The 24396-nt window shown below is 44.5% G+C and carries 26 protein-coding genes, 1 pseudogene and 1 other annotated feature; all 27 genes and pseudogenes read left to right on the forward strand.

Annotated features, from left to right (window positions below; translation table 11 throughout):
• Nucleotides 1–39: 39 nt before the first annotated feature.
• Nucleotides 40–825, forward strand: a complete 786-nt coding sequence (locus tag PGW42_RS04750) for a dihydroorotate dehydrogenase electron transfer subunit (RefSeq protein WP_022220989.1) — start codon at nt 40–42, stop codon at nt 823–825.
• Complete coding sequence (locus tag PGW42_RS04755; RefSeq protein ID WP_008372915.1) at nt 825–1727, forward strand: dihydroorotate dehydrogenase; 903 nt, start codon at nt 825–827, stop codon at nt 1725–1727. The genes PGW42_RS04750 and PGW42_RS04755 overlap by 1 nt, the downstream gene beginning before the upstream one ends.
• 30 nt (nt 1728–1757) lie before the next feature.
• On the forward strand, nt 1758–2438 hold the full coding sequence (gene pyrE / locus PGW42_RS04760; protein ID WP_270202879.1) for an orotate phosphoribosyltransferase: 681 nt from the start codon (nt 1758–1760) through the stop codon (nt 2436–2438).
• A gap of 12 nt (nt 2439–2450) precedes the next feature.
• Complete coding sequence (locus tag PGW42_RS04765; RefSeq protein ID WP_008372918.1) at nt 2451–2603, forward strand: hypothetical protein; 153 nt, start codon at nt 2451–2453, stop codon at nt 2601–2603.
• Nucleotides 2604–2618: 15 nt separating this feature from the next.
• Complete coding sequence (locus tag PGW42_RS04770; RefSeq protein ID WP_117834969.1) at nt 2619–3083, forward strand: VanZ family protein; 465 nt, start codon at nt 2619–2621, stop codon at nt 3081–3083.
• Nucleotides 3064–3426, forward strand: a complete 363-nt coding sequence (locus PGW42_RS04775) for a DUF6142 family protein (protein ID WP_117823523.1) — start codon at nt 3064–3066, stop codon at nt 3424–3426. The genes PGW42_RS04770 and PGW42_RS04775 overlap by 20 nt, the downstream gene beginning before the upstream one ends.
• On the forward strand, nt 3427–5463 hold the full coding sequence (locus tag PGW42_RS04780; protein ID WP_117823525.1) for an aminopeptidase: 2037 nt from the start codon (nt 3427–3429) through the stop codon (nt 5461–5463).
• 153 nt (nt 5464–5616) lie between these two features.
• On the forward strand, nt 5617–6129 hold the full coding sequence (gene purE, locus PGW42_RS04785; RefSeq protein WP_008372927.1) for a 5-(carboxyamino)imidazole ribonucleotide mutase: 513 nt from the start codon (nt 5617–5619) through the stop codon (nt 6127–6129).
• A gap of 43 nt (nt 6130–6172) precedes the next feature.
• Nucleotides 6173–7198 (forward strand): phosphoribosylformylglycinamidine cyclo-ligase, encoded by a 1026-nt coding sequence (gene purM, locus PGW42_RS04790; protein ID WP_270202934.1) that lies wholly within the window; start codon nt 6173–6175, stop codon nt 7196–7198.
• Nucleotides 7192–7818: a phosphoribosylglycinamide formyltransferase gene (gene purN, locus PGW42_RS04795; protein ID WP_022220988.1), complete on the forward strand. Its 627-nt coding sequence runs from the start codon at nt 7192–7194 to the stop codon at nt 7816–7818. The genes purM and purN overlap by 7 nt, the downstream gene beginning before the upstream one ends.
• A 16-nt stretch (nt 7819–7834) precedes the next feature.
• Complete coding sequence (gene purD / locus PGW42_RS04800) at nt 7835–9106, forward strand: phosphoribosylamine--glycine ligase (protein WP_022220987.1); 1272 nt, start codon at nt 7835–7837, stop codon at nt 9104–9106.
• A 144-nt stretch (nt 9107–9250) separates the two neighbouring features.
• Nucleotides 9251–9482 (forward strand) — a binding site (T-box leader).
• Nucleotides 9483–9556: 74 nt separating this feature from the next.
• Nucleotides 9557–12211 (forward strand): valine--tRNA ligase, encoded by a 2655-nt coding sequence (locus PGW42_RS04805; RefSeq protein WP_270202878.1) that lies wholly within the window; start codon nt 9557–9559, stop codon nt 12209–12211.
• 182 nt (nt 12212–12393) lie between these two features.
• A complete protein-coding gene (locus tag PGW42_RS04810; protein ID WP_270202933.1) occupies nt 12394–14622 on the forward strand; it encodes an LTA synthase family protein in 2229 nt (742 codons plus the stop codon).
• Between the two features lie 29 nt (nt 14623–14651).
• On the forward strand, nt 14652–15959 hold the full coding sequence (locus PGW42_RS04815) for a bifunctional folylpolyglutamate synthase/dihydrofolate synthase (RefSeq protein WP_270202877.1): 1308 nt from the start codon (nt 14652–14654) through the stop codon (nt 15957–15959).
• Nucleotides 15952–16086: a hypothetical protein gene (locus PGW42_RS04820; RefSeq protein ID WP_270202876.1), complete on the forward strand. Its 135-nt coding sequence runs from the start codon at nt 15952–15954 to the stop codon at nt 16084–16086. The genes PGW42_RS04815 and PGW42_RS04820 overlap by 8 nt, the downstream gene beginning before the upstream one ends.
• Nucleotides 16087–16097: 11 nt before the next feature.
• Nucleotides 16098–17468 carry a tetratricopeptide repeat protein gene (locus PGW42_RS04825; protein WP_008372948.1) on the forward strand — a complete coding sequence of 457 codons (1371 nt, stop codon included), beginning with the start codon at nt 16098–16100 and terminating at the stop codon, nt 17466–17468.
• Between the two features lie 193 nt (nt 17469–17661).
• Complete coding sequence (locus PGW42_RS04830; RefSeq protein ID WP_008372950.1) at nt 17662–17976, forward strand: STAS domain-containing protein; 315 nt, start codon at nt 17662–17664, stop codon at nt 17974–17976.
• Nucleotides 17976–18446, forward strand: coding sequence for an anti-sigma F factor (gene spoIIAB, locus PGW42_RS04835; RefSeq protein WP_008372952.1), 471 nt, complete (start codon nt 17976–17978; stop codon nt 18444–18446). The genes PGW42_RS04830 and spoIIAB overlap by 1 nt, the downstream gene beginning before the upstream one ends.
• Nucleotides 18425–19144 (forward strand): RNA polymerase sporulation sigma factor SigF, encoded by a 720-nt coding sequence (sigF, locus tag PGW42_RS04840; protein ID WP_008372953.1) that lies wholly within the window; start codon nt 18425–18427, stop codon nt 19142–19144. Before spoIIAB ends, sigF begins: the two co-directional genes overlap by 22 nt.
• Before the next feature lie 74 nt (nt 19145–19218).
• Nucleotides 19219–19401, forward strand: a complete 183-nt coding sequence (locus tag PGW42_RS04845) for a hypothetical protein (RefSeq protein WP_044999057.1) — start codon at nt 19219–19221, stop codon at nt 19399–19401.
• Entirely contained in the window at nt 19385–20020 is a 636-nt protein-coding gene (locus tag PGW42_RS04850) for a stage V sporulation protein AA (protein ID WP_022220981.1), read from the forward strand. Before PGW42_RS04845 ends, PGW42_RS04850 begins: the two co-directional genes overlap by 17 nt.
• Entirely contained in the window at nt 20010–20426 is a 417-nt protein-coding gene (locus PGW42_RS04855; protein ID WP_022220980.1) for a stage V sporulation protein AB, read from the forward strand. The genes PGW42_RS04850 and PGW42_RS04855 overlap by 11 nt, the downstream gene beginning before the upstream one ends.
• 12 nt (nt 20427–20438) lie before the next feature.
• A complete protein-coding gene (locus PGW42_RS04860) occupies nt 20439–20897 on the forward strand; it encodes a SpoVA/SpoVAEb family sporulation membrane protein (protein WP_008372960.1) in 459 nt (152 codons plus the stop codon).
• A 16-nt stretch (nt 20898–20913) separates the two neighbouring features.
• Entirely contained in the window at nt 20914–21924 is a 1011-nt protein-coding gene (gene spoVAD / locus PGW42_RS04865) for a stage V sporulation protein AD (RefSeq protein WP_022220979.1), read from the forward strand.
• A 13-nt stretch (nt 21925–21937) separates the two neighbouring features.
• A complete protein-coding gene (locus tag PGW42_RS04870) occupies nt 21938–22294 on the forward strand; it encodes a SpoVA/SpoVAEb family sporulation membrane protein (protein WP_022220978.1) in 357 nt (118 codons plus the stop codon).
• 148 nt (nt 22295–22442) lie between these two features.
• The gene (locus PGW42_RS04875; RefSeq protein ID WP_055248996.1) at nt 22443–24077 is read left to right on the forward strand and encodes a Na/Pi cotransporter family protein; all 1635 of its coding nucleotides are present in this window, start codon (nt 22443–22445) and stop codon (nt 24075–24077) included.
• A gap of 48 nt (nt 24078–24125) precedes the next feature.
• Nucleotides 24126–24389 (forward strand): annotated as a pseudogene (locus PGW42_RS04880) (ABC transporter substrate-binding protein); the annotation flags it as partial.
• Between the last annotated feature and the right edge of the window lie 7 nt (nt 24390–24396).

Below are 24396 nucleotides of genomic sequence, written 5' to 3' on the forward strand. Positions count from 1 at the left end.
CTGACATACCGGCAAATCCGGATTATAGGAGAATAGAAGATGACTACAAAGAAAAAAGAACAGGCAAAGGTTGTATCGCAGGAGCAGCTTGCAGATGGAATCTTCAGTATGTGGATCCAGACAGAAGCAGCAGGGAGTGCAAGACCGGGGCAGTTTATTTCCATGTATACCAATGATGGAAGCAAGCTTCTTCCACGCCCGATCAGTATCTGTGAGATCGATAAAGAAGGTGGAAAACTTCGTGTGGTTTACCGTGTAACAGGGGAAAAAACCGGAACAGAAGAATTTTCACAGATGAAGGCAGGAGATACCATTCCGGTGATCGGACCACTTGGTAATGGATTCCCATTTGAGAAGGCCGAAGGAAAGAAGGTATTTCTGATGGGAGGAGGAATCGGTGTGCCGCCGATCCTGGAGCTTGCAAAACAGATGGAATGTGAGAAAAAGCAGATTGTGGTTGGATACCGTGATGCACATACCTTCCTGAAAGAAGAATTTGAACAGGCAGGAGAGCTTTATATTTCAACCGAAGATGGCAGTGTCGGAACAAAAGGAAATGTTATGGATGCAATCCGTGAGAATGCGCTGGAAGCAGATATGATCTATGCCTGTGGACCAACTCCGATGCTCCGTGCGATCAAACAGTATGCAGAAACAAACGGAATCGAATGCTATATTTCTCTGGAAGAGAGAATGGCATGTGGAATCGGTGCCTGTCTTGCGTGCGTGTGCAAGTCAAAGGAAAAGGATGCGCACAGCAATGTGCACAACAAACGTATCTGTAAAGACGGACCGGTATTTCTTTCTACGGAGGTGGAAATCTAATGGATATGCGTGTAAATATTGCCGGAGTAGAATGGAAGAATCCGGTAACAGTGGCATCAGGAACCTTCGGATCAGGAGAAGAGTTTTCTGAATTTGTAGATCTGAACAAGCTTGGAGCTGTGACAACAAAAGGTGTGGCAAATGTACCGTGGCCGGGCAATCCGACTCCGCGTGTAGCCGAGGTTTACGGCGGAATGATGAACGCCATAGGACTTCAGAATCCGGGAATCGATCTGTTCTGTAAAAGAGATATTCCGTATCTGAAAAACTATGATACCAAGATCATTGTGAATGTCTGCGGACATGCACCGGAAGAGTATCTTGAAGTGGTAGAACGCCTTGCGGATGAACCGATCGATATGATGGAAATCAACATTTCCTGCCCGAATGTCAATGCAGGATTCCTTGCTTTCGGACAGGATGCAAAGCATGTAGAAGAGCTGACCGGACAGATCAAGAAGATCGCAAAGCAGCCGATCATCATGAAGCTGACACCGAATGTAACCGATATTACTGAGATAGCAAAAGCGGCAGAAGCAGGCGGTGCGGACGCAGTTTCCCTGATCAATACACTGACCGGTATGAAGATTGATATCAATCGCAAGACATTTGCAGTGGCAAATAAGACCGGAGGTGTATCAGGACCGATCGTTAAACCGATCGCTGTCCGCATGGTATATCAGGTAGCACAGGCAGTGAACATCCCAATCATCGGGATGGGCGGTATTTCCTGCGCAGAAGATGCGATCGAGTTCCTTCTTGCAGGAGCAAGTGCCGTATCCGTAGGAACAGCCAACTTTCACAATCCGGCAGTGACGATGGAAGTAATCGATGGAATTGAAGCCTATATGAAGAAGAATGGCTTTGAGTCTGTGAAAGATATGGTTGGAATTGTAAAATAAAGAACAGATAAGAGATGGAGGATAAATAAAATGGAAAGCTACAAACAGGAATTTATTGATTTTATGGTAGAAAGCCACGTTCTTAAATTTGGAGAATTTACACTGAAAAGCGGAAGAAAGTCCCCTTTCTTCATGAATGCAGGAGCTTATGTGACAGGATCACAGCTCAAAAGACTCGGTGAATATTACGCAAAAGCAATCCATGACAAATACGGGGATGATTTTGATGTATTATTCGGACCTGCTTACAAAGGAATCCCGCTTGGAGTTGTAACCGCGATCGCTTACAGTGAATTATACGGAAAAGAGATCCGTTACTGCTCAGACCGTAAAGAAGAAAAAGATCACGGAGCAGATAAGGGAAGCTTCCTCGGAAGCAAGCTTCAGGACGGAGACCGCGTGGTTATGATCGAAGATGTTACCACATCCGGCAAATCCATGGAAGAGACTGTACCGAAGGTAAGAGGAGCCGCTGATGTAACAATTGTTGGACTGATGGTATCCCTTGACCGCATGGAAGTAGGAAAAGGCGGTGTGAAATGCGCACTCGATGAAGTAAAGGATCTTTACAGATTTGAAACTAATGCAATCGTAACCATGAAGGATGTAGTAGAGCATCTGTACAACAAACCATGCAATGGTGAAATTGTTATCGATGACAAGATCAAGGCTGCAATCGACGCATACTATGAGCAGTATGGTGCAAAATAAGGAGGAGTTACAGTGACAGAAAAGACATATAAAGTGATGGGACTTGCCGGCGGTGCCAATATTGCGATCGGAATTATTTCTATTGTTGTTGGTGTGACAACCGGGATCATTTTGCTTGTCAGCGGTGGAAAGCTGCTTGGTGCGAAAAAGGGACTGACATTTTAGGAAGGGCGCTTTAAGTTGAAAGCAAAGAACAGAAAAAGACTTCGGGTTCTTGGGAAGATTTTATTTGTCCTGTATATTGGATTTTTATTTTACTTTCTGATTTTTTCTGACTGGTATGGACGGGAAGGAACCGGGGAATATCATTATAACCTGGTTCTTTTCTGTGAAATAAAAAGATTTTGGCTGTATCGAGATGTTTTGGGATGGGTAGCTTATGCAAATCTGTTCGGAAATGTCCTGATTTTCGTGCCATTTGGATTTTTTATGCCGATGGCAAGCCGTTATCGCAGCTTTTTTCTTACCCTTTTCTACAGTTTTGGAGTGAGCTTCTTTGTGGAGTGCTTTCAGCTGGTAACAAGAGTGGGGAGTTTTGATGTGGATGATATGCTGCTCAACACCCTTGGCGGTGTGATTGGGTATATCGTCTTCGCGATTTGTAATATGATAAGGAGATGGCACGATGCGAAGCAGGAGAGATAAAAAAAGAGCACGTGAAAGAGATAGAAATAAAAGAAACCGGAAGTATGGTCAGATAAAAAGAAAGCATTCCCGCAAGGGAATCTGGTCCTGTGTGATGGCAGTACTTGTTACGGCAGTGATAGCGGGATTGATTGTAATGGCATTTTTGAATAAAGGGAAATCAGCAGCGATGGTAGGAAGCTTTGGGGTTTTCAATATGATTCTTGCCTGCATCGGTATTGTAACTGGTGTAAAAGGATTTAAAGAAAGAGATAAAAATTATCTGACCTGCAAGATCGGAATCGTTGTAAACGGACTTATTTTACTTGCCCTGATCTTAGTATTTATAAGAGGATGTGTATAAATGGAAGAAAGATATAATCTGGCAATTGACAGAATGAAAGCAATAATAGAAGAAAAAACAGTAGCAGAGCCATATCGGGAGTATTTCCAGCATGTGGCTCGGTTTATTTTAAAGCTTGATGAGCTGAAACAGAATGTGGAAAGCGGAAAGCAGAAAGAGATGTCAGAAGAAGAGCTGCAGGAAGAGATGAAGGATCTTTATGCAGACGAACTGGAAGCAAACTATGAGAAATCTTATGCAAATCCGGCTTATGCGGTTTCGGTGCTGGGAGGAGAACTGGGAAGCTTTTTGTCTGCGGTTTACACCGAGATCCGCGGAGGCATTTCTTATGTTCAGGAACAGCGTATGGAGTATGTTGTGATCGGAGCAGAGCTTTTGATTGAAATTTACAACAAATTTGAAGAAGAAAAGCAGCCGCAGCCGGAAAGCCTGAAGGAAATCTTTTACTGGTATGCAAGTGATTACTGCGATGTATTTGCGGCAGACCGCATCAAAGACCAGATCGATCCGGAAAGAGGATGCTTCATTGTGAATATGATCATGAATGAAGATCTTTCCGATCTGCGTTATCTCTACCGTATGGGAGAATATGTGGGGGTAAATGAAAGAGAGACAGCCGCATACTTAAATTCACTTTCACAGGAGAAGATTGATAAGATGGCAGATACCTTCAGTGAAGGATACAGGATTGGTTTTGTAAATACCGGAAAAGATCTGTCAAAAAAATCTGTAGTCAACATTTATTATGCAATGGGATTTGAACGGATCGTAAAAAAAGCCATTGAGAATTTTGCCAAAATGGGATTAAAGCCGAGTATTTTCCGGACAAGTCACAGCGTGATCACAAGAGGACGCAACAGCCAGATCGGATTTTTCAATATTTCCGGCAACAAGCAGTATGTCTATGACCACAGAGATGATATCGGGCTTGTGATGGATAAACAGTATGTAGAGCGAAAGCTGGAAGTGATGCGTACCACTTACGAGCAGAATAAAGAGATTGCAGCAGGCTATGCAGGACCGGCAGTGATCGACATTTTCGGAGAAAAGACTTTTGTTCCGCAGGCTAAACCAGAGGCAGTTAAATTAAGCGAAAAGCAGGAAGAACTTCTGGTTGCGATGAATGGAAGGGCCGGACGTCTGACCAATGAATATCTTCCGGGAGATGAGAGAAGTTTTACGATCATTTCCTGGCCGGTTCCGGAAATCGGAGAGCAGTATCATGAGATCTTTGATGAAACGATCAAGATCAATACTCTGGATTACAAGCTTTACCAGAAGGTGCAGCAGACAATGATCGATGCACTGGATAAAGGAGAGTATGTAAAAGTAACAGGCTCAGGCGAAAACCAGACGGATCTGAAAGTGATGCTTCATCCGCTTGCCGATCCGGCAAAAGAGACGATCTTTGAAAACTGTGTTGCCGATGTCAATATCCCAGTAGGTGAGGTGTTCACTTCTCCGGTACTGGAAGGAACAGAAGGTACCCTTTTTGTGAGCAAGGTATTCCTTCACGGACTTCCGTATTACAATCTGAAGATCAGTTTTAAAGAAGGAAAGATCACAGAGTATACCTGCACCAATTTTGATTCAGAAGAAGAAAATAAAAAATATATTTTCGATAACATTCTGCACAATCATCAGACACTTCCGATTGGCGAGTTTGCGATCGGAACCAATACCACAGCTTATGCGGTTGCGAAGAAATATGATATTGCAGATAAATATACGATTCTGATCGCTGAAAAGACGGGACCGCATTTTGCAGTAGGGGATACCTGCTATAGCTGGGCAGAGGATGTAAAGGTTTACAATCCGGATGGAAAAGAGATTATTGCAAGAGACAACAGTATATCGATCTTGAGAAAAGAGGATCCGTCGAAAGCATATTTCCAGTGCCATACCGATATCACCATCCCTTATGATGAGCTGGGAAGCATTGTTGTAGTGGCGAAAGACGGAACAGAGACAGAAATTATCCGTGATGGACGGTTTGTTCTTCCGGGAACAGAGATCCTCAATGAACCTCTGAATTAGTATTAGTTATGGATTTTCAATAATACCAATAAGTAAAATTAAATAATGGTCAGATAAGTAACGGTTGACATACCGCAACAGACTTAGTAAAATAACTTATAAGTGGTTAGCTATTTATTAAAATACTTATAGATAAAAGAAAAGGAGATCATTATGCCAAAAGTTGGAATCGTAATGGGCAGCGACTCAGATATGAAAGTAATGGGAAAAGCTGCTGACATGCTGGAAAAGTTTGGAATCGATTATGAGATGACGATCATCTCGGCACACCGTGAGCCTGACGTATTCTATGAATATGCGAAGTCTGCAGAAGCAAAAGACTTCAAAGTAATTATTGCAGGTGCAGGTATGGCAGCACATCTTCCTGGAATGTGTGCAGCAATCTTCCCGATGCCGGTTATCGGAATCCCAATGTCAGGGAAGAATCTGGAGGGTGTCGACGCACTCTATTCAATCGTTCAGATGCCGCCTGGAATCCCGGTTGCCACAGTTGCGATCGACGGCGGAGCAAACGCAGCAATTCTGGCTGCAAAGATTCTTGCAACCTCAGATCCTGAGCTTCTTCAGAAACTGAAGGATTACACTGCAGAAATGAAAGAAACCGTCCAGAAAAAAGCAGAAAAGCTTGAAAAAATCGGACACAAAGAATATATCAAGCAGATGTAGGCATACAGATGTCAGTGAAAATACCAGGAGGATATAGAAAATGTTGGATTATAAGACAGCCGGCGTAGATATCGAGGCAGGATATAAATCAGTAGAACTTATGAAAAAGCATGTAAAAGAAACCATGAGACCGGAAGTGTTAGGAGGGCTTGGTGGTTTTGCAGGTGCATTTGATTTAAGTGGAATCAAGAATATGGAAGAACCAGTACTTCTTTCCGGAACAGATGGATGTGGAACAAAGGTGAAGCTTGCATTTGTAATGGACAAGCATGATACGATCGGTATTGATGCCGTTGCCATGTGTGTGAATGATATCGCATGCTCTGGTGGAGAACCGTTATTCTTCCTGGATTATATTGCCTGTGGCAAGAATTACCCGGAAAAGATCGCTACGATCGTAAGCGGTGTGGCAGAGGGCTGTAAGCAGTCAGGATGTGCACTTGTAGGTGGAGAGACAGCAGAACATCCGGGACTGATGCCGGAGAATGATTACGACCTTGCAGGTTTTGCAGTCGGAGTTGTAGATAAGAAAGATATTATCGATGGTTCTGATATTAAGCCAGGTGATGTACTTGTTGCAATGCCGTCTACAGGGGTTCACAGCAATGGATTTTCACTGGTTCGTAAGGTATTCGACATTACAGAAGAATCCTTAAATACATACTATGATGAATTAGGAAAGACACTTGGCGAAGCACTTCTTGCTCCGACCAGAATTTATGTAAAAGCACTGAAGAACGTAAAAGAAGCCGGTGTAAGAGTCAAAGGATGCAGCCATATCACAGGCGGTGGATTCTATGAAAATATTCCGAGAATGCTTCCGGAAGGAATCCGTGCAGTGGTAAAGAAGGACAGCTATGAAATCCCTGCAATCTTCAACCTGATCGCAAAGACTGGCAACATTGCAGAAGAGATGATGTACAATACCTTCAATATGGGTATCGGTATGGTTGTCGCTGTCGATGAAAAGGATGTAGATGCTACAATTAAGGCAATGAAAGAATCTGGAGATGAAGCATTTGTGGTTGGTTATGTAGAAGCAGGAGAAAAAGGAGTTACTTTATGTTAAGAGTTGCTGTACTTGTATCCGGAGGCGGAACCAATCTGCAGGCAATCATTGATGCAGTGGAAAATGGCACGATCACCAATACAGAGCTGGTCGGTGTCATCAGCAATAATAAGAACGCATATGCACTCACAAGAGCCGGGAATCATCAGATCCCGGCACAGTGCGTTTCGCCGAAGGATTTTGAGACAAGAGAAGAGTTTAACAAAGTTTTTCTTGAAAAGGTAGACGAACTGAAACCGGATCTGATCGTTCTGGCGGGATTTTTGGTTGTGATCCCGGAAGAAATGATCAGCAGATACCGGAATAAGATCATCAATATCCATCCATCTCTGATCCCGTCATTCTGCGGAACGGGATACTATGGACTGAAGGTTCATGAGGCAGCACTCGCCAGAGGGGTAAAGGTGGTTGGAGCGACCGTACATTTTGTAGACGAAGGAACGGATACCGGTCCGATCATTCTCCAGAAGGCTGTCGAAGTAGAAGAAGGCGATACACCGGAGGTTCTGCAGAGACGTGTGATGGAGCAGGCGGAGTGGAAGATCCTTCCACATGCGATCGACCTGATCGCAAATGGAAAAGTAACAGTAAAAGATGGCAGAGTGTCAATTGCCCGTTAGAGAAGGAGGAGCACCAATGAAAGTATTGATCGTAGGCGGTGGCGGAAGAGAACACGCAATTGCATATTGTGTAGCAAAGAGCAGCAAGGTAGAGAAGATGTACTGTGCACCGGGAAATGCCGGGATTGCAGAGCTTGCAGAATGCGTACCGATTGGTGCGATGGAATTTGACAAGCTGGTTACATTTGCAAAGGAAAAAGAGATCGATCTGGCAATCGTAGGAATGGATGATCCGTTGGTTGGCGGCCTTATAGATGAATTTGAAAAAGCCGGGATCCGCGCATTCGGACCAAGAAAAAATGCAGCAATCCTGGAGGGAAGCAAGGCATTTTCAAAAGATCTGATGAAAAAATATGACATCCCGACCGCAGCATATGAGAATTTTGACAATGCAGACGAAGCGCTGGCTTATCTGGAGACAGCCAAATTTCCGATCGTTCTGAAGGCAGATGGTCTGGCACTTGGAAAAGGTGTACTGATCTGTAATACGTTGGAAGAAGCAAAAGCCGGCGTGAAAGAGATCATGCTGGACAAGAAATTCGGTGCATCCGGTAATACCATGGTTGTAGAAGAATTCATGACAGGACGTGAGGTTTCTGTTCTTTCCTTTGTAGATGGAAAGACCATCAAGACTATGACAAGCGCGCAGGATCACAAGAGAGCCAAAGACGGAGATCAGGGATTGAATACCGGTGGTATGGGAACTTTCTCACCGAGTCCTTTCTATACAAAAGAAGTTGACGAATTCTGCCGGAAATATGTGTACCAGAAGACGGTAGATGCAATGGCAGCAGAGGGAAGAGAGTTCAAGGGGATCATCTTCTTCGGACTGATGCTTACCGAAGACGGACCGAAGGTTCTGGAATACAATGCCAGATTCGGAGATCCTGAGGCACAGGTTGTTCTTCCGCGTATGAAGAATGATCTGATCGATGTGATCGAAGCCTGTATCGACGGAACACTGGATCAGGTAGATCTTCAGTTTGAAGACAATGCAGCAGTCTGTGTGGTACTTGCATCTGACGGTTATCCGGTCGCTTATGAAAAAGGACTTCCGATCACAGGTCTTGACGAGTTCAAGAAACATGAAGGATACTATTGCTTCCATGCCGGAACCAAATTCGACGGAGACCAGATCGTGACAAACGGAGGACGTGTCCTCGGTGTGACAGCCAAAGGAGCAACGCTCAAAGAGGCCCGTGCCAATGCTTACAAAGCAACCGAATGGGTTAAATTTGATAACAAATATATGCGCCACGATATCGGAAAAGCGATTGACGAGGCTTAGGAATTTAGGGCGGGATCTTTCTTATTCAGAGGGATTTCGCCTTTTTTGAGTTAAGTGAAAAATTTAATCTTTAAGAAGTTCTAAAGATTTCATGAACTTCTTGACAAATCGGACTTTGAATACTATGATTATCAATAGTTATGGGAAAAGGCAATGAGAAAGAGGAGTATGCAGACTGGTCCGAAGAAGAGAGAACCGTTCACAGGCTGAGAGACGGTTTACGGGAAGTGGTTGCAGAAGGTAGCTTTGGAGCCGGGTATCTGAAAAAGGGCGAGTAGGATATCACGGGGTGGTTTCCGTTATAGAACTGTGAGAGATACGAGATGGATTTATTTCGTGGAACAAAGGTGGTACCGCGTTTATACACGCCCTTTACATATTGTAAAGGGCTTTTTTTATTCTTTAGAGAGAGAGCAAAAGTGCGCGGTGGACTTATAAGAGGAGGAAACAATGAGTAAGAATCTTGAAAAGACCTACAATCCGAAAGAGATTGAAGCGAAACTTTATGAAAAATGGTGTGAAGAAAAGTATTTTCACGCTGAAGTTGACAGAAGTAAGAAACCATTTACAACGGTAATGCCGCCACCGAATATCACCGGTAAGCTGCATATGGGACATGCTCTCGATAATACACTTCAGGATATCCTGATCCGTTACAAGAGAATGCAGGGATATAATGCACTGTGGATCCCGGGAACAGACCACGCTGCAATTTCAACAGAAGTAAAGGTTACAAACCAGTTAAAGGCAGAGGGAATTGATAAGAAAGAACTCGGAAGAGAAGGATTCCTTAAGAGAACCTGGCAGTGGAAAGAAGAGTACGCAGGAACCATCGAAGGTCAGCTGAAAAAGCTTGGTGTATCCTGTGACTGGGACAGAGAACGTTTCACCATGGATGAAGGATGCTCGAATGCGGTCAAAGAAGTATTCCTTCGTCTTCACGAAAAAGGATTTATCTACAAAGGTTCCAGAATCATCAACTGGTGTCCGGTATGTAAGACTTCCCTTTCTGACGCAGAAGTTGAGCATGAGGAACAGGCAGGACATTTCTGGCACATCAAGTACCCGATCGTAGGAACAGAACGTTTCCTTGAGATCGCAACTACACGTCCGGAAACTCTGCTTGGAGATACAGCGATCGCCGTACACCCGGACGATGACAGGTACAAAGATATCGTAGGAAAGAATGTCATCCTTCCGTTAGTTGGAAGAGAAATCCCGATCGTGGCAGACGCTTACGTTGATAAAGAATTCGGAACAGGTGCGGTTAAGATTACACCGGCACATGACCCGAATGACTTTGAAGTAGGAAAGAGACATAATCTTCCGGAAATCAACATCCTGAATGATGATGCTACCATCGTAGAAGGATACGGAAGATATTCCGGAATGGATCGCTACGAAGCAAGAAAAGCAATCGTAGAAGATCTGGAAAAAGAAGGATACCTTGTAAGCATCGAAGAACATGTACACAACGTTGGAACACATGACAGATGTAAGACAACCGTTGAACCGATGATTAAACCACAGTGGTTTGTTAAGATGGATGAGCTTGCCAAACCGGCGATCAATGCGATCAAGACCGGCGAATTAAAATTCGTACCGGAACGTTTTGGTAAGATCTACCTGAACTGGCTGGAAAATATCCGTGACTGGTGTATTTCACGTCAGATCTGGTGGGGACACAGAATTCCGGCCTACTATTGTGATGAATGTGGAGAAGTGGTTGTTGCACGTGAGATGCCGGAAAAATGCCCGCATTGCGGATGCACACATCTGACACAGGATGAAGATACACTGGATACCTGGTTCAGTTCAGCACTGTGGCCGTTCTCAACACTTGGATGGCCGGAAGAGACAGAGGACTTCAAGTATTTCTATCCGACAGATGTACTGGTAACCGGTTATGATATTATTTTCTTCTGGGTAATCCGTATGGTATTCTCCGGATATGCACATACTGGAAAAGCACCGTTCCATACTGTTCTGATCCATGGACTGGTAAGGGATTCCCAGGGACGTAAGATGAGTAAATCTCTTGGAAATGGTATCGATCCGCTGGAGGTCATTGATGAGTACGGTGCAGATGCACTCCGTCTGACTCTGATCACAGGAAATGCACCCGGAAATGATATGCGTTTCTACAACGAACGTGTAGAATCCAGCCGTAACTTTGCCAATAAGGTATGGAATGCATCCAGATTTATCATGATGAACATGGAAGATAAGGTAATTTCCAAACCGGATGAGGCAGACTTTGAAGTAACCGATAAATGGATTTTATCCAAGATAAATACACTTGCAAAAGATGTAACTGAGAACATGGATAAATTTGAACTGGGTATTGCTGTACAGAAAGTATATGACTTTATCTGGGATGAATTCTGTGACTGGTACATCGAGCTTGTAAAATACAGGATCTACCATTCTGATGAAAATTATAAGAGCGCTAATGCAGCACTTTGGACACTGAAGACGGTTCTTGGTAATGCACTGAAGATGTTACATCCATTTATGCCATTTGTAACAGAAGAAATCTACAGCGCACTGGTACCGGAGGAAAAATCTCTGATGATGTCAGACTGGCCGCAGTTTAGCGAAGACTGGTGCTATGCAGACGCTGAAAATATAACAGATCATATGAAAGAAGTTATCCGTGGTGTCAGAAATGCGCGGGCAGAAATGAATGTACCGCCGAGCCGTAAAGCAAAGGTTTATGTAGTATGCGAAGATGAGAAGCTCTGTGAAGGATTCGAAGAGCTGACAACATGCGCATGCCCGCTTATGAGTGCTTCTGAACTTGCTGTCCAGGCTGATAAGGCAGGTATTGCGGATGATGCCGTATCGATCGTAGTACCGGATGCTTCTGTATATGTACCACTGGAAGAGCTGATTGACTTCGAACAGGAAATCGAGCGTCTGACAAAAGAAGAAGAAAAGCTTACAAAAGAAATCAACCGTGCAAAGGGAATGCTTTCAAATGAAAAATTCGTCAGCAAAGCACCACAGGCAAAGGTTGATGAAGAAAAAGCAAAGCTTGAAAAGTATACACAGATGATGGAACAGGTGAAAGAACGTCTGGAGGCTTTAAAGGCAGGAAGATAATCACTGCAGGAAAGTACTAAGGCATATTCTTTTTTAGCCGGATATACCGTCAGGCGTAGCATAAACTGCGCCTGACGGTACAGAAACACGTAAGGGGTTAAAAGACGATGAAGGAAATTCATTTTAAAAAGATTCAGTGGAAAAAACCGGATCTGAAAGGAAAATGGCAGAAGCTGAAGAATATGAAGCCAGGAGATATAAAGGCGCATTTAAAAAAGCAGCATGAGCGAAGACAGCAGATTCTTGAAAAGCGGCGAAACAGCAAATTCGCAAAAAAGATGGCACCGTACTATAAGATAATGAACCGGTTCTCTTTGCCGCTTCAGGCACTGTGGGCTTGTATCATTAACTTTATCATTGAAGCACTGTCCAGACATTCTGCAATTGCAGCTTGGCAATATATGACAGGAACACCGCTGGTATTTTTGTACAATGCCGGAATGATTTTCGTTACACTTTTAATCGCTTATCTGGTGCGGCGCCGGGTGTTTACACGACTGATCATCAGTGCATTGTGGCTCTTTCTGGGTGTTGTTAACGGAGTGATGCTGGCAAAGCGTGTTACGCCGTTTAATGCACAGGATCTAAAGACATTTACAGAAGGACTGTCACTGTTTACAAACTATTTCTCGGTGGCAGAGCTTGTGATGATGGGAATTGGTGTTCCGGCACTACTCATCTGGCTGGTTGCCATGTGGAGACGTGCCGGACAGTATGAAGGAAAGATGCACAGGATTCCGATGCTGATTATTGTTGTTGCAGCGTTTTTTGGATATTCTGTACTGACAAATGTTGCTGTAGATAAGAGGATTATTTCTACTTACTTTGGAAATATCGCATTTGCTTATCAGGATTACGGACTTCCGTATTGTTTCTCGGCCAGCCTTTTTAATACAGGTATTTCAGAACCGAATGATTATAACAAAGACACGATCGAGAAGATCACGGATAATAGAGAGATGACAGAGAGCACATCCGACAATGGTGTGAGACCGAATGTCTTGTTTGTACAGCTGGAATCTTTCTTTGATCCTATTGAATATGAGGATCTGCAGATGTCAGAGGATCCGATTCCGAATCTGCGCAAGATGTTTGAAAATTATTCTTCCGGATATTTTAAGGTTCCTTCGGTAGGAGCCGGAACAGCCAATACAGAATTTGAAGTGCTGACAGGTATGAACCTGCGTTATTTCGGACCGGGCGAGTATCCTTATAAGACAAAGCTTAAGAATCAGGTATGTGAAAGTGCAGCAACTGCATTTTCTGCATTCGGTTACGGAACCCATGCGATTCACAACAACGGTGGTAATTTCTACAGCCGTGCGAAGGTATTTAACAATATTGGTTTTGACAGCTTTACAAGTAAAGAGTTTATGAATATTCTCCAGACAACAGAGAATGGATGGTCGAAGGATGATATTCTTCTGACGCACATCAAAGACGCTCTGGACTCTACCGAGCAGGAGGATTTTGTATTTACAGTCAGTGTACAGGGACATGGAAATTATCCGACAGAAAAAGTGATTGAGAACCCGAAGATCACCGTAACAGGAGCACCGACAGAAGAGAAGAACAATGCCTGGGAATACTATGTGAACCAGGTATATGAGATGGATCAGTTTGCCGGTAATCTGGTAAAAATGATGGAAGAACGCGGTGAGCCGACTGTGATCGTATTCTATGGTGACCATCTGCCGACAATGGGACTGGAAGCAAAGGATATGAAGAACCGTTATCTGTACAATACAAATTATGTGATCTGGGACAATCTTGGACTTCAGAAAGAGGACCGGAACATTCCGTCCTACCAGATCATGGCGGATGTGATGGACCGCCTGGGATTACATTCCGGTACGGTATTCAACTATCACCAGCAGAGACGCCAGACAAAGGATTATCTGAAGGATCTGGAGCTGTTACAGTATGATATTCTGTATGGAGACCAGTATGTATACAATGGTAAGCCACCGATCACAGAAGGCCATATGCAGATGGGGATCAAGGAGGTTACGCTCACGGATCTTGTAGAAAATCTGGATGAGACCTATAGCCTCTACGGAACAAACTTTACTAAATGGAGCAAGGTTTACATCAATGATGAAAAGCAGGAATCTACTTTCCTCAATAATACAAGGATTGAACTTCCGGACAGTAAGCTGAAGGATGGAGACATCATTACGGTCAGCCAGGTCGGATCAAGCAATACCATCTTCAGGACTTCAAGCGAATATATTTACATGGATGGAAAAATCCTGGAATATACAGATGAAGTAAAAGAACAGCTAAAGAAAGAAAAAGAACAGAAGAATTCTGTAAAGACGGACGGCGATCAGCAGAAGACAGAAAATGCCGGACAGTCCGGAGAACAGCAGGATCAGAATAATAAAGAAGAAAAGAGCGGGCAGCAGTAGAGTTCCGCTTAAGAAAGACGGGAAAGATTGTGAAGTATGAAGAAGTAGTCCGATATATAGAGGACATACCAAAATTTACAAAGAAGCATACGCTTTTGCATACCCGTGAATTTATGAGAAGATTGGGGAATCCCTGCCAGGGAAGAAAGGTTCTTCATGTGGCAGGGACGAACGGAAAGGGAAGCGTCTGCGCATATATGCAGGCGATTCTTCTTTTTGAGGGAAAGCGTGTCGGATTTTTTACATCACCACATCTGGTGAAGCTCAACGAGCGGATCCGGATCAATGGAAAAGATATTGACGATGATACCTTCTGCCGGATTTTTGCAAAGGTGCGGCAGGTGGCAGAAGAACTGGAAAAGGAAGGGATGGAACATCCTTCTTATTTTGAATTCCTGTATGGAATGGGTATGCTTGCATTTGAAGAGAATGATGCAGAGTATATTGTACTGGAGACAGGACTTGGCGGAAGGCTGGATGCGACTAATTCCTTCGAGCATCCGTTCCTGAGCGTGATCACATCGATCGGACTGGATCACACAGAGATCCTTGGAGATACGATTGAAAAGATCGCGGGAGAAAAAGCCGGAATCATCAAAAAAGGCGTACCGGTATTTTTTGACGGCTCTGATGAAAGAAGTAGTCGGGTTATAGAAGAAACTGCCGAAAATGTAGAAGCACCGTGGTATAAAATGGAAAAAGATGCGTTGAAAATTCAAGAAATTACAGACAAACATATTGCTTTTTCTATTTTGGATGAGTATGATAATAATACCGTATGGCAGGTGGCCAGCACCGGAATCTATCAGGTGATGAACGCAGCACTTGCAATCCGGGCGATGAGATATACATTTGGCGACAAGGCAGAAATCTGCAAATGGCAGAAGGTGGTTGCATCTGTTAAATGGCAGGGAAGAATGGAAGAGGTTCTTCCCGGAGTTATCTTTGACGGGGCGCATAATCTTGCGGCAATCCGTGAATTTACAAAGAGTATCCGGCTGCAAAGAGAGGCGGAAGGGGAAATCCATCCACTGATAATCCTTTTTTCAGCCGTTGCAGATAAGGATTACAGTCATATGATCGAGCTTTTATGCAGAGAATCGAAAGCAGATGCTTATGTCATTGCCAAAGTAGATAATAAAAGGGGAGCGCAGGCAGATACACTTGCCGCGTTGTTCCGGAAGTATACAGACAGACCGGTCTATCGGGAGGACACGCTTGCTGATGCATTTACACGTGCACTGAATGAAAAGGGCAGCGAAGGGAAACTTTACTGTCTGGGGTCGCTCTATCTGGTAGGGGAGTTAAAAGAACTGATAGGAGGAGAAGATGCTTAATTTTGAAGAAGAACTTAAGAAGTTCAAACCAGGTCTGGAAGTAGAAGATATCGAGAATGCAGTATATCAGGAGGATCTGTCTGATATGACAGATATCTTAAGAGAGATGATGGATCAGAAAAAATAGGGGAGATTTTGATGGACTATAAGCAGAAACTCGAGTACCAGTCGAACTACTGGTACAATGATGGACTGAAGAAAGCGCAGATCCGGGATCTGTCCGGGGCAATTGTGTCGTTAAAAAGAAGTTTGCAGTTTAACAGAGAAAATATCACAGCGAGGAATCTTCTCGGACTTGTCTATTATGGACGTGGAGAAGTAGCGGAGGCTCTTGTAGAGTGGATCATCAGTAAAAACTTCAGGGCTTCAGAGAATATTGCCAGCTACTATATCAGTAAGGTTCAGGATAATCCAAGTGAGCTGGAGAAGGTGAATCAGGCAGTTCACAAATACAACCAGTGTCTTGGATACTGTAGACAGAATGGAGAAGATCTTGCGATCATCCAGCTGAAAAAGGTGGTTGTGGCACATCCGTCTTTCCTGAAGGCATATCAGCTTCTGGCACTTCTTTATATGCATTCCGGACAGTATTCCAAAGCAAGACAGAGCCTGAAGACGGCACTCAAGCTGGATGTGACGAATGATATTACGCTCCGGTATATGCATGAGCTGAACCGTCAGCGGAATCGGCAGGTTGCACATATTAAAGAGGAAAAGCATGGCAGACAGTCGGTTGTCACATACAATTTGGGAAATGAGACGATTATCCAGCCTGCAGCAACACTGCGAGACAATGCGGCAGTGATGACAGTTGTCAATATTCTGATCGGTATGGTGGTTGGAGCGGCAGTGGTGTGGTTCCTGATCGCTCCGGCGGTAAACCAGACAAAGTCGTCTACAAAAAACCGGAATGTCATTGCACTAAGCGAGCAGATAGCTTCACAGAAGACACAGATCCAGACGCTTAAGGATGAACTGGAGGGATACCGTAACAGCAGTGATGAGGTAGAATCGGCAAAGCAGACCGCCGCATCCACACAGGACAGCTATGATGCCCTGATCAAGGTATATCAGCAGTATTATGGCGGAACAACGAGCAATGCGGATATGGCAGATACGTTGCTTGGACTGAACAGGGATTCGTTGGGAGAAGAGGGACAGAAAATCTACGATTCGATCTCCGGTTCCGTGTTCCCGCGAGTATGTGTGAGCCTGTATTCGACCGCGCAGTATGAAGTGCAGAGTGGAAATTATGATGATGCCATTTCGGATCTTGAAAAGATCCAGAAGATGGATGACTCTTATAGTGATGGTGGTGTGTACAAGCTTCTTGGAGACGCGTATGCCGGTAAAGGTGATAAGGACAATGCAAAGAGCAATTACGAAAAAGCAGCGACCGATTATCCGGGAACACAGGCAGCATATTCGGCACAGAGCGCACTGGATGCAATGGGATCAGATGGAACTTCGGAGAATACTTCCGGTGGAACAGGCACCCAGGGACAATAAAATATAAAAGGCACAAAAGAGAAAGTAGCGAAAAAAGGCGTTACTTTCTCTTTTGTTTTATAGGAAATTCCGAAGGAACTTCCTATAAAACAAAAGGCACTATGTACCGTAAATGCGCACTCTTTTTATAAATCCATCAAGGCTATTGGCGTATTTGTATAAATAAAAAAGACAGAAAGGGGTTTAAGCAAAAATGCAGTATCAGATCAAAGAAAATTGTCTTACGATTTTTCTTCCGGCGGAGGTGGATCATCACAATGCGGAGGAGATCAAACGGGAGGCGGATAAGGTGATCGAGGAGCAACATATCAAATATGTGATCTTTGATTTTGGAAGAACGAATTTTATGGACAGTTCCGGGATTGGAGTGATCATGGGACGGTACCGGCATATCTTTCTTCTTGGCGGGGAAGTATGGGCGATACATACAAGTGAACGGATGCGGCAGATTCTGAATATGTCCGGCGTGACGAAGATCATACAGATTTATGAGGAGGGAATGATGTAATGGAATATTTTAACGAGATGGAAGTAGTTTTTGACAGCAGATCGGAGAATGAGGGATTTGCAAGGGTGGCAGTGGCTGCGTTTATGACGCAGATGGATCCGGTTCTGGAGGAAGTGGCAGACGTGAAGACAGCGGTCTCCGAAGCAGTGACGAACAGCATTATTCATGGATATGAGGGACGGACGTCCGGAAAGATCACGGTCTGGTGCGGGATTGAAAAAGATAAGAAGACCATTCTGGTCACAGTGAAGGATCAGGGCATCGGTATCGAAAACGTGGAGCAGGCGATGGAGCCACTCTATACGACCAGACCGGATATGGATCGGTCCGGGATGGGATTTGCATTTATGGAGGCATTTATGGATGAAGTACAGGTGGAATCTGTGCCTGGAAAAGGGACTACGGTTTGGATGAAGAAAACGACAGGAGGGGAAAAGAAGGAAGCTGTATGGACCACACAATCGCATTGATCAGACGGGCTCACGAAGGGGATGAAAATGCGAGGGCACAGCTTGTGGAGGAAAACACCGGTCTGATCTGGTGTGTGGTGAAAAGATTTTACGGACGGGGCACAGAGGCAGAGGATTTATTTCAGATCGGAAGCATCGGGCTTTTAAAAGCGATCGATAAGTTTGATCTGGGCTATGATGTGAAATTTTCAACCTATGCAGTTCCGATGATCACGGGAGAAATAAAGCGTTTCCTGCGTGATGATGGGATGTTGAAGGTCAGCCGTTCCTTAAAAGAGATTGCATATAAAGCATATCAGGCAAAGGAGGCGCTCACGGAAAAGCTTGGAAGAGAACCGCTGCTGGAAGAAATTGCGGAAGAAACGGGTGTGGAAAAAGAAGAGCTGGTGATGGCGATGGAGGCAGCAGGAGAAGTGGAATCGCTTCACAGACCGGTCGGTATGAAAGATGGAAATGAAGTAATGCTGCTGGAAAAGATTGCAGATACAGGCGGTGCAGAAGAAAAGATCCTGGATCATCTTCTGCTTACAGAGCTGATAAAAGAATTAAAAAAAGACGAGAGAAAGCTTCTGTATCTGCGCTATTTTGCAGATAAGACGCAGACAGAAATCGGCGAAGAGCTTGGAATTTCCCAGGTGCAGGTATCGCGGATGGAGAAAAAGATCCTGAAAACCATGCGGGAACACGCAAAAGAATAAAAGGATGTATGTTTTCTGGAAAAACAGGGATACTATTTCCTATCTGAAACAGATCACAAAGGAGGCGGATGCGATTGGAAAGAAGAAAAAAATATATCTGGGGCTGTGTTCTTTGTGCCCTGCTGACAGCTGTTCTGATCGGAATGATCTACTATTATAATGACGTCCGGGGGACAGACCAGGTAAGTGAAGGAACGCTGATCTGGCAGGCGCTACCGGTAAAAGAAAGGACGGATACAGATGTCTTCGGGAAATGAAATACTTTATATCAAAGGGGAAAAGAATACCGAAGTGAAAGAACCAAATGTGACATTGGGAGATATCCTGACAATGGAATGCAGCAATTCTTCCATCATGAACAGGATTAAACCACTGCGGATCCTGAAAATCCCGAAAAAAGAACAGCACAGATATGTGGTGTCTGTTCTGAAAATCATAGAATGTATCCATCGGGAAATTCCCGGACTACAGATTCAGAACGAAGGAGAAAGTGACCTGATCATTACCTATGAAGGGGAGAAAAAACGAAATGCTATCTGGCAGGGAATTAAAGTGGTTGTAGTTGCGGGAATCACATTTATCGGAGCAGCATTTTCCATCATGGCATTTAACAATGATGTGTCGGTGACAAAGATGTTTTCCCGGATTTATCTGCTTCTTACCGGAGAAGAATCGAATGGATTTACCCTGATAGAACTGACTTACTGCATCGGGCTGATCGTAGGGATCCTGATTTTCTTCAATCATTTAGGAAGAAAGAAATTTACAGCAGATCCGACGCCGATGGAAGTGGAAATGCGTTTGTATGAAAATGATATTCAGGAAACTTTGATCGAAGCTTATGCGAGAAAGGAAAAAGAAGTCGATGTGGATTAGGCAGATTCTGGTGGCGGTGGTTGGTCTTGCATCCGGATTTGCAGTCGCGGCAGGACTGTTTTCATTTATTATCGGACTTGGCGTAGTGTCAGATTTTGCAGACCGGACACATACCGGGAAGCATGTCATGCTGTATGAAAACTGCATTATGGCAGGTGGGATCCTTGGAAATATTTTCTGGGTATACGGGCTCGCAATGCCTGGCGGCAAATGGATCGTTCCGGTGTTTGGACTTTTTTCCGGAATTTTTGTTGGTTGCTGGTCAATGGCACTTGCGGAAATCCTGAATATTTTTCCGATTTTTATCCGGAGGATCAAAATTCTGAAATGTGTGCCATGGCTGATTTTTGGGATGGCGCTTGGGAAAAGCCTTGGAGCACTTCTGTTTTTCTATAAAAGATGGTAACTGGAGGAGAAAATGAAGCAACAAGAGAAAGAAAAAGAGTATGAAACATATGTAAAAGAGAAAACACCGGTCAGGAAGCCTGGACCTGCGATGGCAAAAGCATTCGTGACCGGCGGGATCATCTGTACGATTGGACAGACGATCTTAAATGCGTGCGAAAAGGCGGGAATGTCAAAGGATATTTCTGCAAGCTGGTGTTCACTGATCCTGATCCTGGCAAGTGTGGTGCTGACCGGATTTGGAATCTATCCGAAGATCGCGAACTGGGGAGGAGCGGGAGCACTGGTGCCGATCACCGGATTTGCCAATTCCGTTGCGGCGCCGGCAATTGAATACAAAAAAGAGGGGCAGGTTTTCGGAATTGGCTGCAAGATATTTACGATCGCAGGACCTGTGATCCTGTACGGAGTTTTCACCAGCTGGGTTCTGGGACTGCTCTACTGGATTGGGACGCTGATCGGAATTGTGTGAGCAAGGAGGGATGGACATGAATGCGATGAAAGGGACACAGAGTATTGCATTTTCGGAAAGTCCGTATCTGGTAAGCGCCGGATCGGTTGCCGGAAAAAAAGAAGGAGAAGGACCACTTGGAAAATATTTTGATATTGCATCGGAGGATGACCTTTTCGGAGAGAAAACCTGGGAGCTTGCAGAAGGAACAATGCAGAAGCTTGCGTGTAAGCTGGCATTGAAAAATGCGGGAGTACAGCCGGAGGAGGTACGCTATCTCTTTGGCGGCGATCTTTTAAGACAGGGAATTGCTACATCGATGGGGGCGGAAGAACTTCAGATCCCGGTGTTTGGTCTTTTCGGCGCATGTTCCACATCCGGAGAGGCACTTGCCCTTGCTGCAATGACTGTGGCGGCAGGCTATGGAGATCTGGTGCTTGCTGCAACATCGAGTCATTTTGGAAGTGCAGAAAAAGAATTCCGTTTTCCACTTGGCTATGCGAATCAGAGACCACTTTCTTCTACCTGGACAGTGACAGGAAGCGGAGCCTTTCTGGTAGGAAAAAAGAAAAGCCGGGTGCGGATCAGTGGAGTGACGATTGGGAAAATTGTGGATTATGGGCTGAAGGATTCACAGAATATGGGAGCGTGTATGGCACCGGCAGCGTGTGATACGATTCTGCAGAATCTTATGGATTTTGGAAGAGGTGAAAAGGATTACGACCGGATCATTACCGGAGACCTGGGCTATGTGGGGCAATCGATTTTATTTGACCTGCTTCGTAAGAAAGGGCTGGATATCAAAGAAAATCATATGGACTGCGGAATGACGATATTCGATCAGCAGACACAGCATACCAATTCCGGTGGAAGCGGCTGCGGCTGCGCGGCGATCACTCTTGCAGCATATATTATGCCACAGCTGATATCGGGGGAGTGGAAAAGGATCCTTTTTGTACCAACGGGGGCGCTGATGTCGACGGTCAGCTTCAATGAAGGAGAAAGCGTTCCGGGAATTGCACATGGAATTGTGCTGGAACATTGTTAAAGGAGGAAAGAAAATGGACTATATCAATGCATTCTGGGTAGGAGGACTCATCTGTGCACTGGCGCAGATTCTGCTTGACCGGACGAAAATGATGCCGGGAAGAGTCATGGTAAGCCTGGTGGTACTTGGCTGTATTCTTGGTTTTGTACAGATATTTAAACCATTGCAGGAGTATGCGGGGGCAGGCGTGAGCGTGCCACTGCTCGGTTTTGGAAATACTTTATGGAACGGGGTAAAAGAGGCAGTCGACAAGGAAGGATTTATCGGAATTTTTCTTGGAGGATTCAAGGCAAGTGCGGCAGGAATCAGCGGCGCATTGATTTTTGGGTACATTGCATCATGGATATTTGAACCAAAGATGAAGGGGTAATGGAAATAATTTTCGTCAGAACTACGAAAGAAAATTTATTGTACAGAGAGAAAAATGATGTTAAGATGAAATCGTGGCTGTGTAAATGGCCTGTAAAATAAGAATCAGAGTGAAAAAGAAAAAGTACATAAGAGGAGATAACACGACTATGAAGTACACAAGTATCATTATTCCGTTTGTCGGAGGCCTTGGTATGTTCATTTATGGAATGCAGATCATGGCACAGGGGCTGGAGAATGCTGCCGGCAACCGGATGAAGTCATTGCTTGAAGCACTTACAAAGAATAAGTTCTTCGGCGTATTGCTTGGAGCATTCATTACCGCAGTGATCCAGAGCTCATCTGCGACGACCGTCATGGTAGTCGGTTTTGTAAATGCCGGTATCATGAACCTTCAGCAGGCGATGGGAGTTATCATGGGTGCGAACATCGGTACAACAGTTACCGGATGGCTGGTATCCAGTGTGGAATGGGCCAAATTTTTAAGTCCGTCCAATCTGGCACCGGTTGCGATCATGATCGGTGTGATCATTATGCTGACCGGAAAGAGGCGTTCGACAAAAGATATCGCAAGTATTGTGGTTGGTTTCGGACTTTTATTTGTCGGGATTTCATCCATGTCCTCAGCGGTGGAACCACTGAAAGATAATGCAGCATTCTGCAATATTTTCGTATCACTGGGACACAATCCGTTGCTTGGAATTGTGGCGGGTGCAGCAGTTACGGCGATCATCCAGAGCTCATCTGCATCGGTCGGAATCCTGCAGAGCCTTGCAGCAGCAGGTCTTGTACCGTTTGGCGCAGCAATCTATATTATCATGGGACAGAATATCGGTACCTGCGTAACTGCAATCCTGTCCAGTGTGGGTGCAAAGAAAAATGCGAAAACCGCAGCGCTGATGCATCTGATCTTTAATATCATCGGAACGATCATTTTCAGTATTATTGCGATCGCATATCTGAGTATTGTGAATCCGGCATGGGCGCAGGGAAATATTACCCAGACACAGATCAGTATGGTGCATACGGTATTCAATATTGTGACAACCGTTCTGCTGTTCCCGGTTTCTGACTGGATCATCAAGCTTGCCAAGAAGATCGGACATGTGGAAGAAGAGGTACAGGATGAAAGTGTAGTCCTTCTGGATGACCGTATGCTGGAGACCCCTGGTATCGCGATTCAGTCAACCGTTTCCGAGCTTGTCCGAATGGGACATGTGGTTGCGGATTCTCTGGAGGTTGCAAGAAAAGTTATGTTCGAACGAAAAGAAGAACAGATTGCGTTCCTGAAGGAAGAAGAAAGCAAGGTAGACCGGTTAAGTGCCGGTATCACATCCTATGCGATCAAGCTGTCGACTCTGCAGATCAATGAACGTGAGCATGAAGAGGTGGCGCATATGCTCCAGATCGTGTCAGATATGGAACGTATCAGTGATTACTGTGAAAACATTTCTGAGTTCGCGGAATCACTGCTGGAAAAGCAGGTGGATTTCTCTGAGGTTGGAGTGGAACATCTGAACAAGATGCTGGATGTCTGCATTGCAAGTTATCTGTATGCGTTGGAAGCCTTTGAGTCCAATGACCGCGAAAGTGCGTTAAAGACCATCGAGAAAGAAACAGAGGCAGACGGGCTGGAGATTTCCCTCCGCGCAAAGCATATCAAGCGTCTTACCAACCAGCAGTGTAACACAGAAGCCGGAGTGGTATTCCTTGATTCTCTGGTATGCCTGGAAAGAATTTCCGACCATGCCAGAAATATTGCGGAAGAAGTGCTGGCGGAATAGAAGATAGGAAAATGCAAAAGTGCATGTGGCCTGACGGCTGCATGCACTTTTCTGAAAGATATGAACAGCAAATATGTATATCCAAATGTATTCATGAGTATCGAAGATACCAATAAAGTGTCACAGTATGATACCGACATCAAAAAATATGCAGAGCAGAAGAAAGCCGACTGGATCTTAAATGGTGGAATTGAAAAAGAGTGGGATTCTTACCTTGATAAAATGGAAAAGTACGGACTTTCCGATTATCTGGCTATTAAACAGAAATATTTCGACCAGTACCAGAAATCGCTTTCAGAAGAGAATAAGTAGCAGGAGA

Source organism: Coprococcus sp. TM115-187, assembly GCF_027679115.1.
Taxonomy (GTDB): domain Bacteria; phylum Bacillota; class Clostridia; order Lachnospirales; family Lachnospiraceae; genus Allocoprococcus; species Allocoprococcus comes.

Bases quoted from the DNA above. Each gene is read 5' to 3' on its own strand.
- PGW42_RS04825 (WP_008372948.1), top strand. From the start codon at position 16,098: ATGGACTATAAGCAGAAACTCGAGTACCAGTCGAACTACTGGTACAAT.
- spoVAD (WP_022220979.1), top strand. From the start codon at position 20,914: ATGAATGCGATGAAAGGGACACAGAGTATTGCATTTTCGGAAAGTCCG.
- PGW42_RS04850 (WP_022220981.1), top strand. From the start codon at position 19,385: ATGTCTTCGGGAAATGAAATACTTTATATCAAAGGGGAAAAGAATACC.
- sigF (WP_008372953.1), top strand. From the start codon at position 18,425: ATGGACCACACAATCGCATTGATCAGACGGGCTCACGAAGGGGATGAA.
- PGW42_RS04855 (WP_022220980.1), top strand. From the start codon at position 20,010: ATGTGGATTAGGCAGATTCTGGTGGCGGTGGTTGGTCTTGCATCCGGA.
- PGW42_RS04805 (WP_270202878.1), top strand. From the start codon at position 9,557: ATGAGTAAGAATCTTGAAAAGACCTACAATCCGAAAGAGATTGAAGCG.
- PGW42_RS04775 (WP_117823523.1), top strand. From the start codon at position 3,064: ATGCGAAGCAGGAGAGATAAAAAAAGAGCACGTGAAAGAGATAGAAAT.
- purN (WP_022220988.1), top strand. From the start codon at position 7,192: ATGTTAAGAGTTGCTGTACTTGTATCCGGAGGCGGAACCAATCTGCAG.
- PGW42_RS04870 (WP_022220978.1), top strand. From the start codon at position 21,938: ATGGACTATATCAATGCATTCTGGGTAGGAGGACTCATCTGTGCACTG.
- pyrE (WP_270202879.1), top strand. From the start codon at position 1,758: ATGGAAAGCTACAAACAGGAATTTATTGATTTTATGGTAGAAAGCCAC.
- spoIIAB (WP_008372952.1), top strand. From the start codon at position 17,976: ATGGAATATTTTAACGAGATGGAAGTAGTTTTTGACAGCAGATCGGAG.
- purE (WP_008372927.1), top strand. From the start codon at position 5,617: ATGCCAAAAGTTGGAATCGTAATGGGCAGCGACTCAGATATGAAAGTA.
- PGW42_RS04820 (WP_270202876.1), top strand. From the start codon at position 15,952: ATGCTTAATTTTGAAGAAGAACTTAAGAAGTTCAAACCAGGTCTGGAA.
- PGW42_RS04750 (WP_022220989.1), top strand. From the start codon at position 40: ATGACTACAAAGAAAAAAGAACAGGCAAAGGTTGTATCGCAGGAGCAG.
- PGW42_RS04860 (WP_008372960.1), top strand. From the start codon at position 20,439: ATGAAGCAACAAGAGAAAGAAAAAGAGTATGAAACATATGTAAAAGAG.
- PGW42_RS04780 (WP_117823525.1), top strand. From the start codon at position 3,427: ATGGAAGAAAGATATAATCTGGCAATTGACAGAATGAAAGCAATAATA.
- PGW42_RS04830 (WP_008372950.1), top strand. From the start codon at position 17,662: ATGCAGTATCAGATCAAAGAAAATTGTCTTACGATTTTTCTTCCGGCG.
- PGW42_RS04755 (WP_008372915.1), top strand. From the start codon at position 825: ATGGATATGCGTGTAAATATTGCCGGAGTAGAATGGAAGAATCCGGTA.
- PGW42_RS04810 (WP_270202933.1), top strand. From the start codon at position 12,394: ATGAAGCCAGGAGATATAAAGGCGCATTTAAAAAAGCAGCATGAGCGA.
- purD (WP_022220987.1), top strand. From the start codon at position 7,835: ATGAAAGTATTGATCGTAGGCGGTGGCGGAAGAGAACACGCAATTGCA.
- PGW42_RS04875 (WP_055248996.1), top strand. From the start codon at position 22,443: ATGAAGTACACAAGTATCATTATTCCGTTTGTCGGAGGCCTTGGTATG.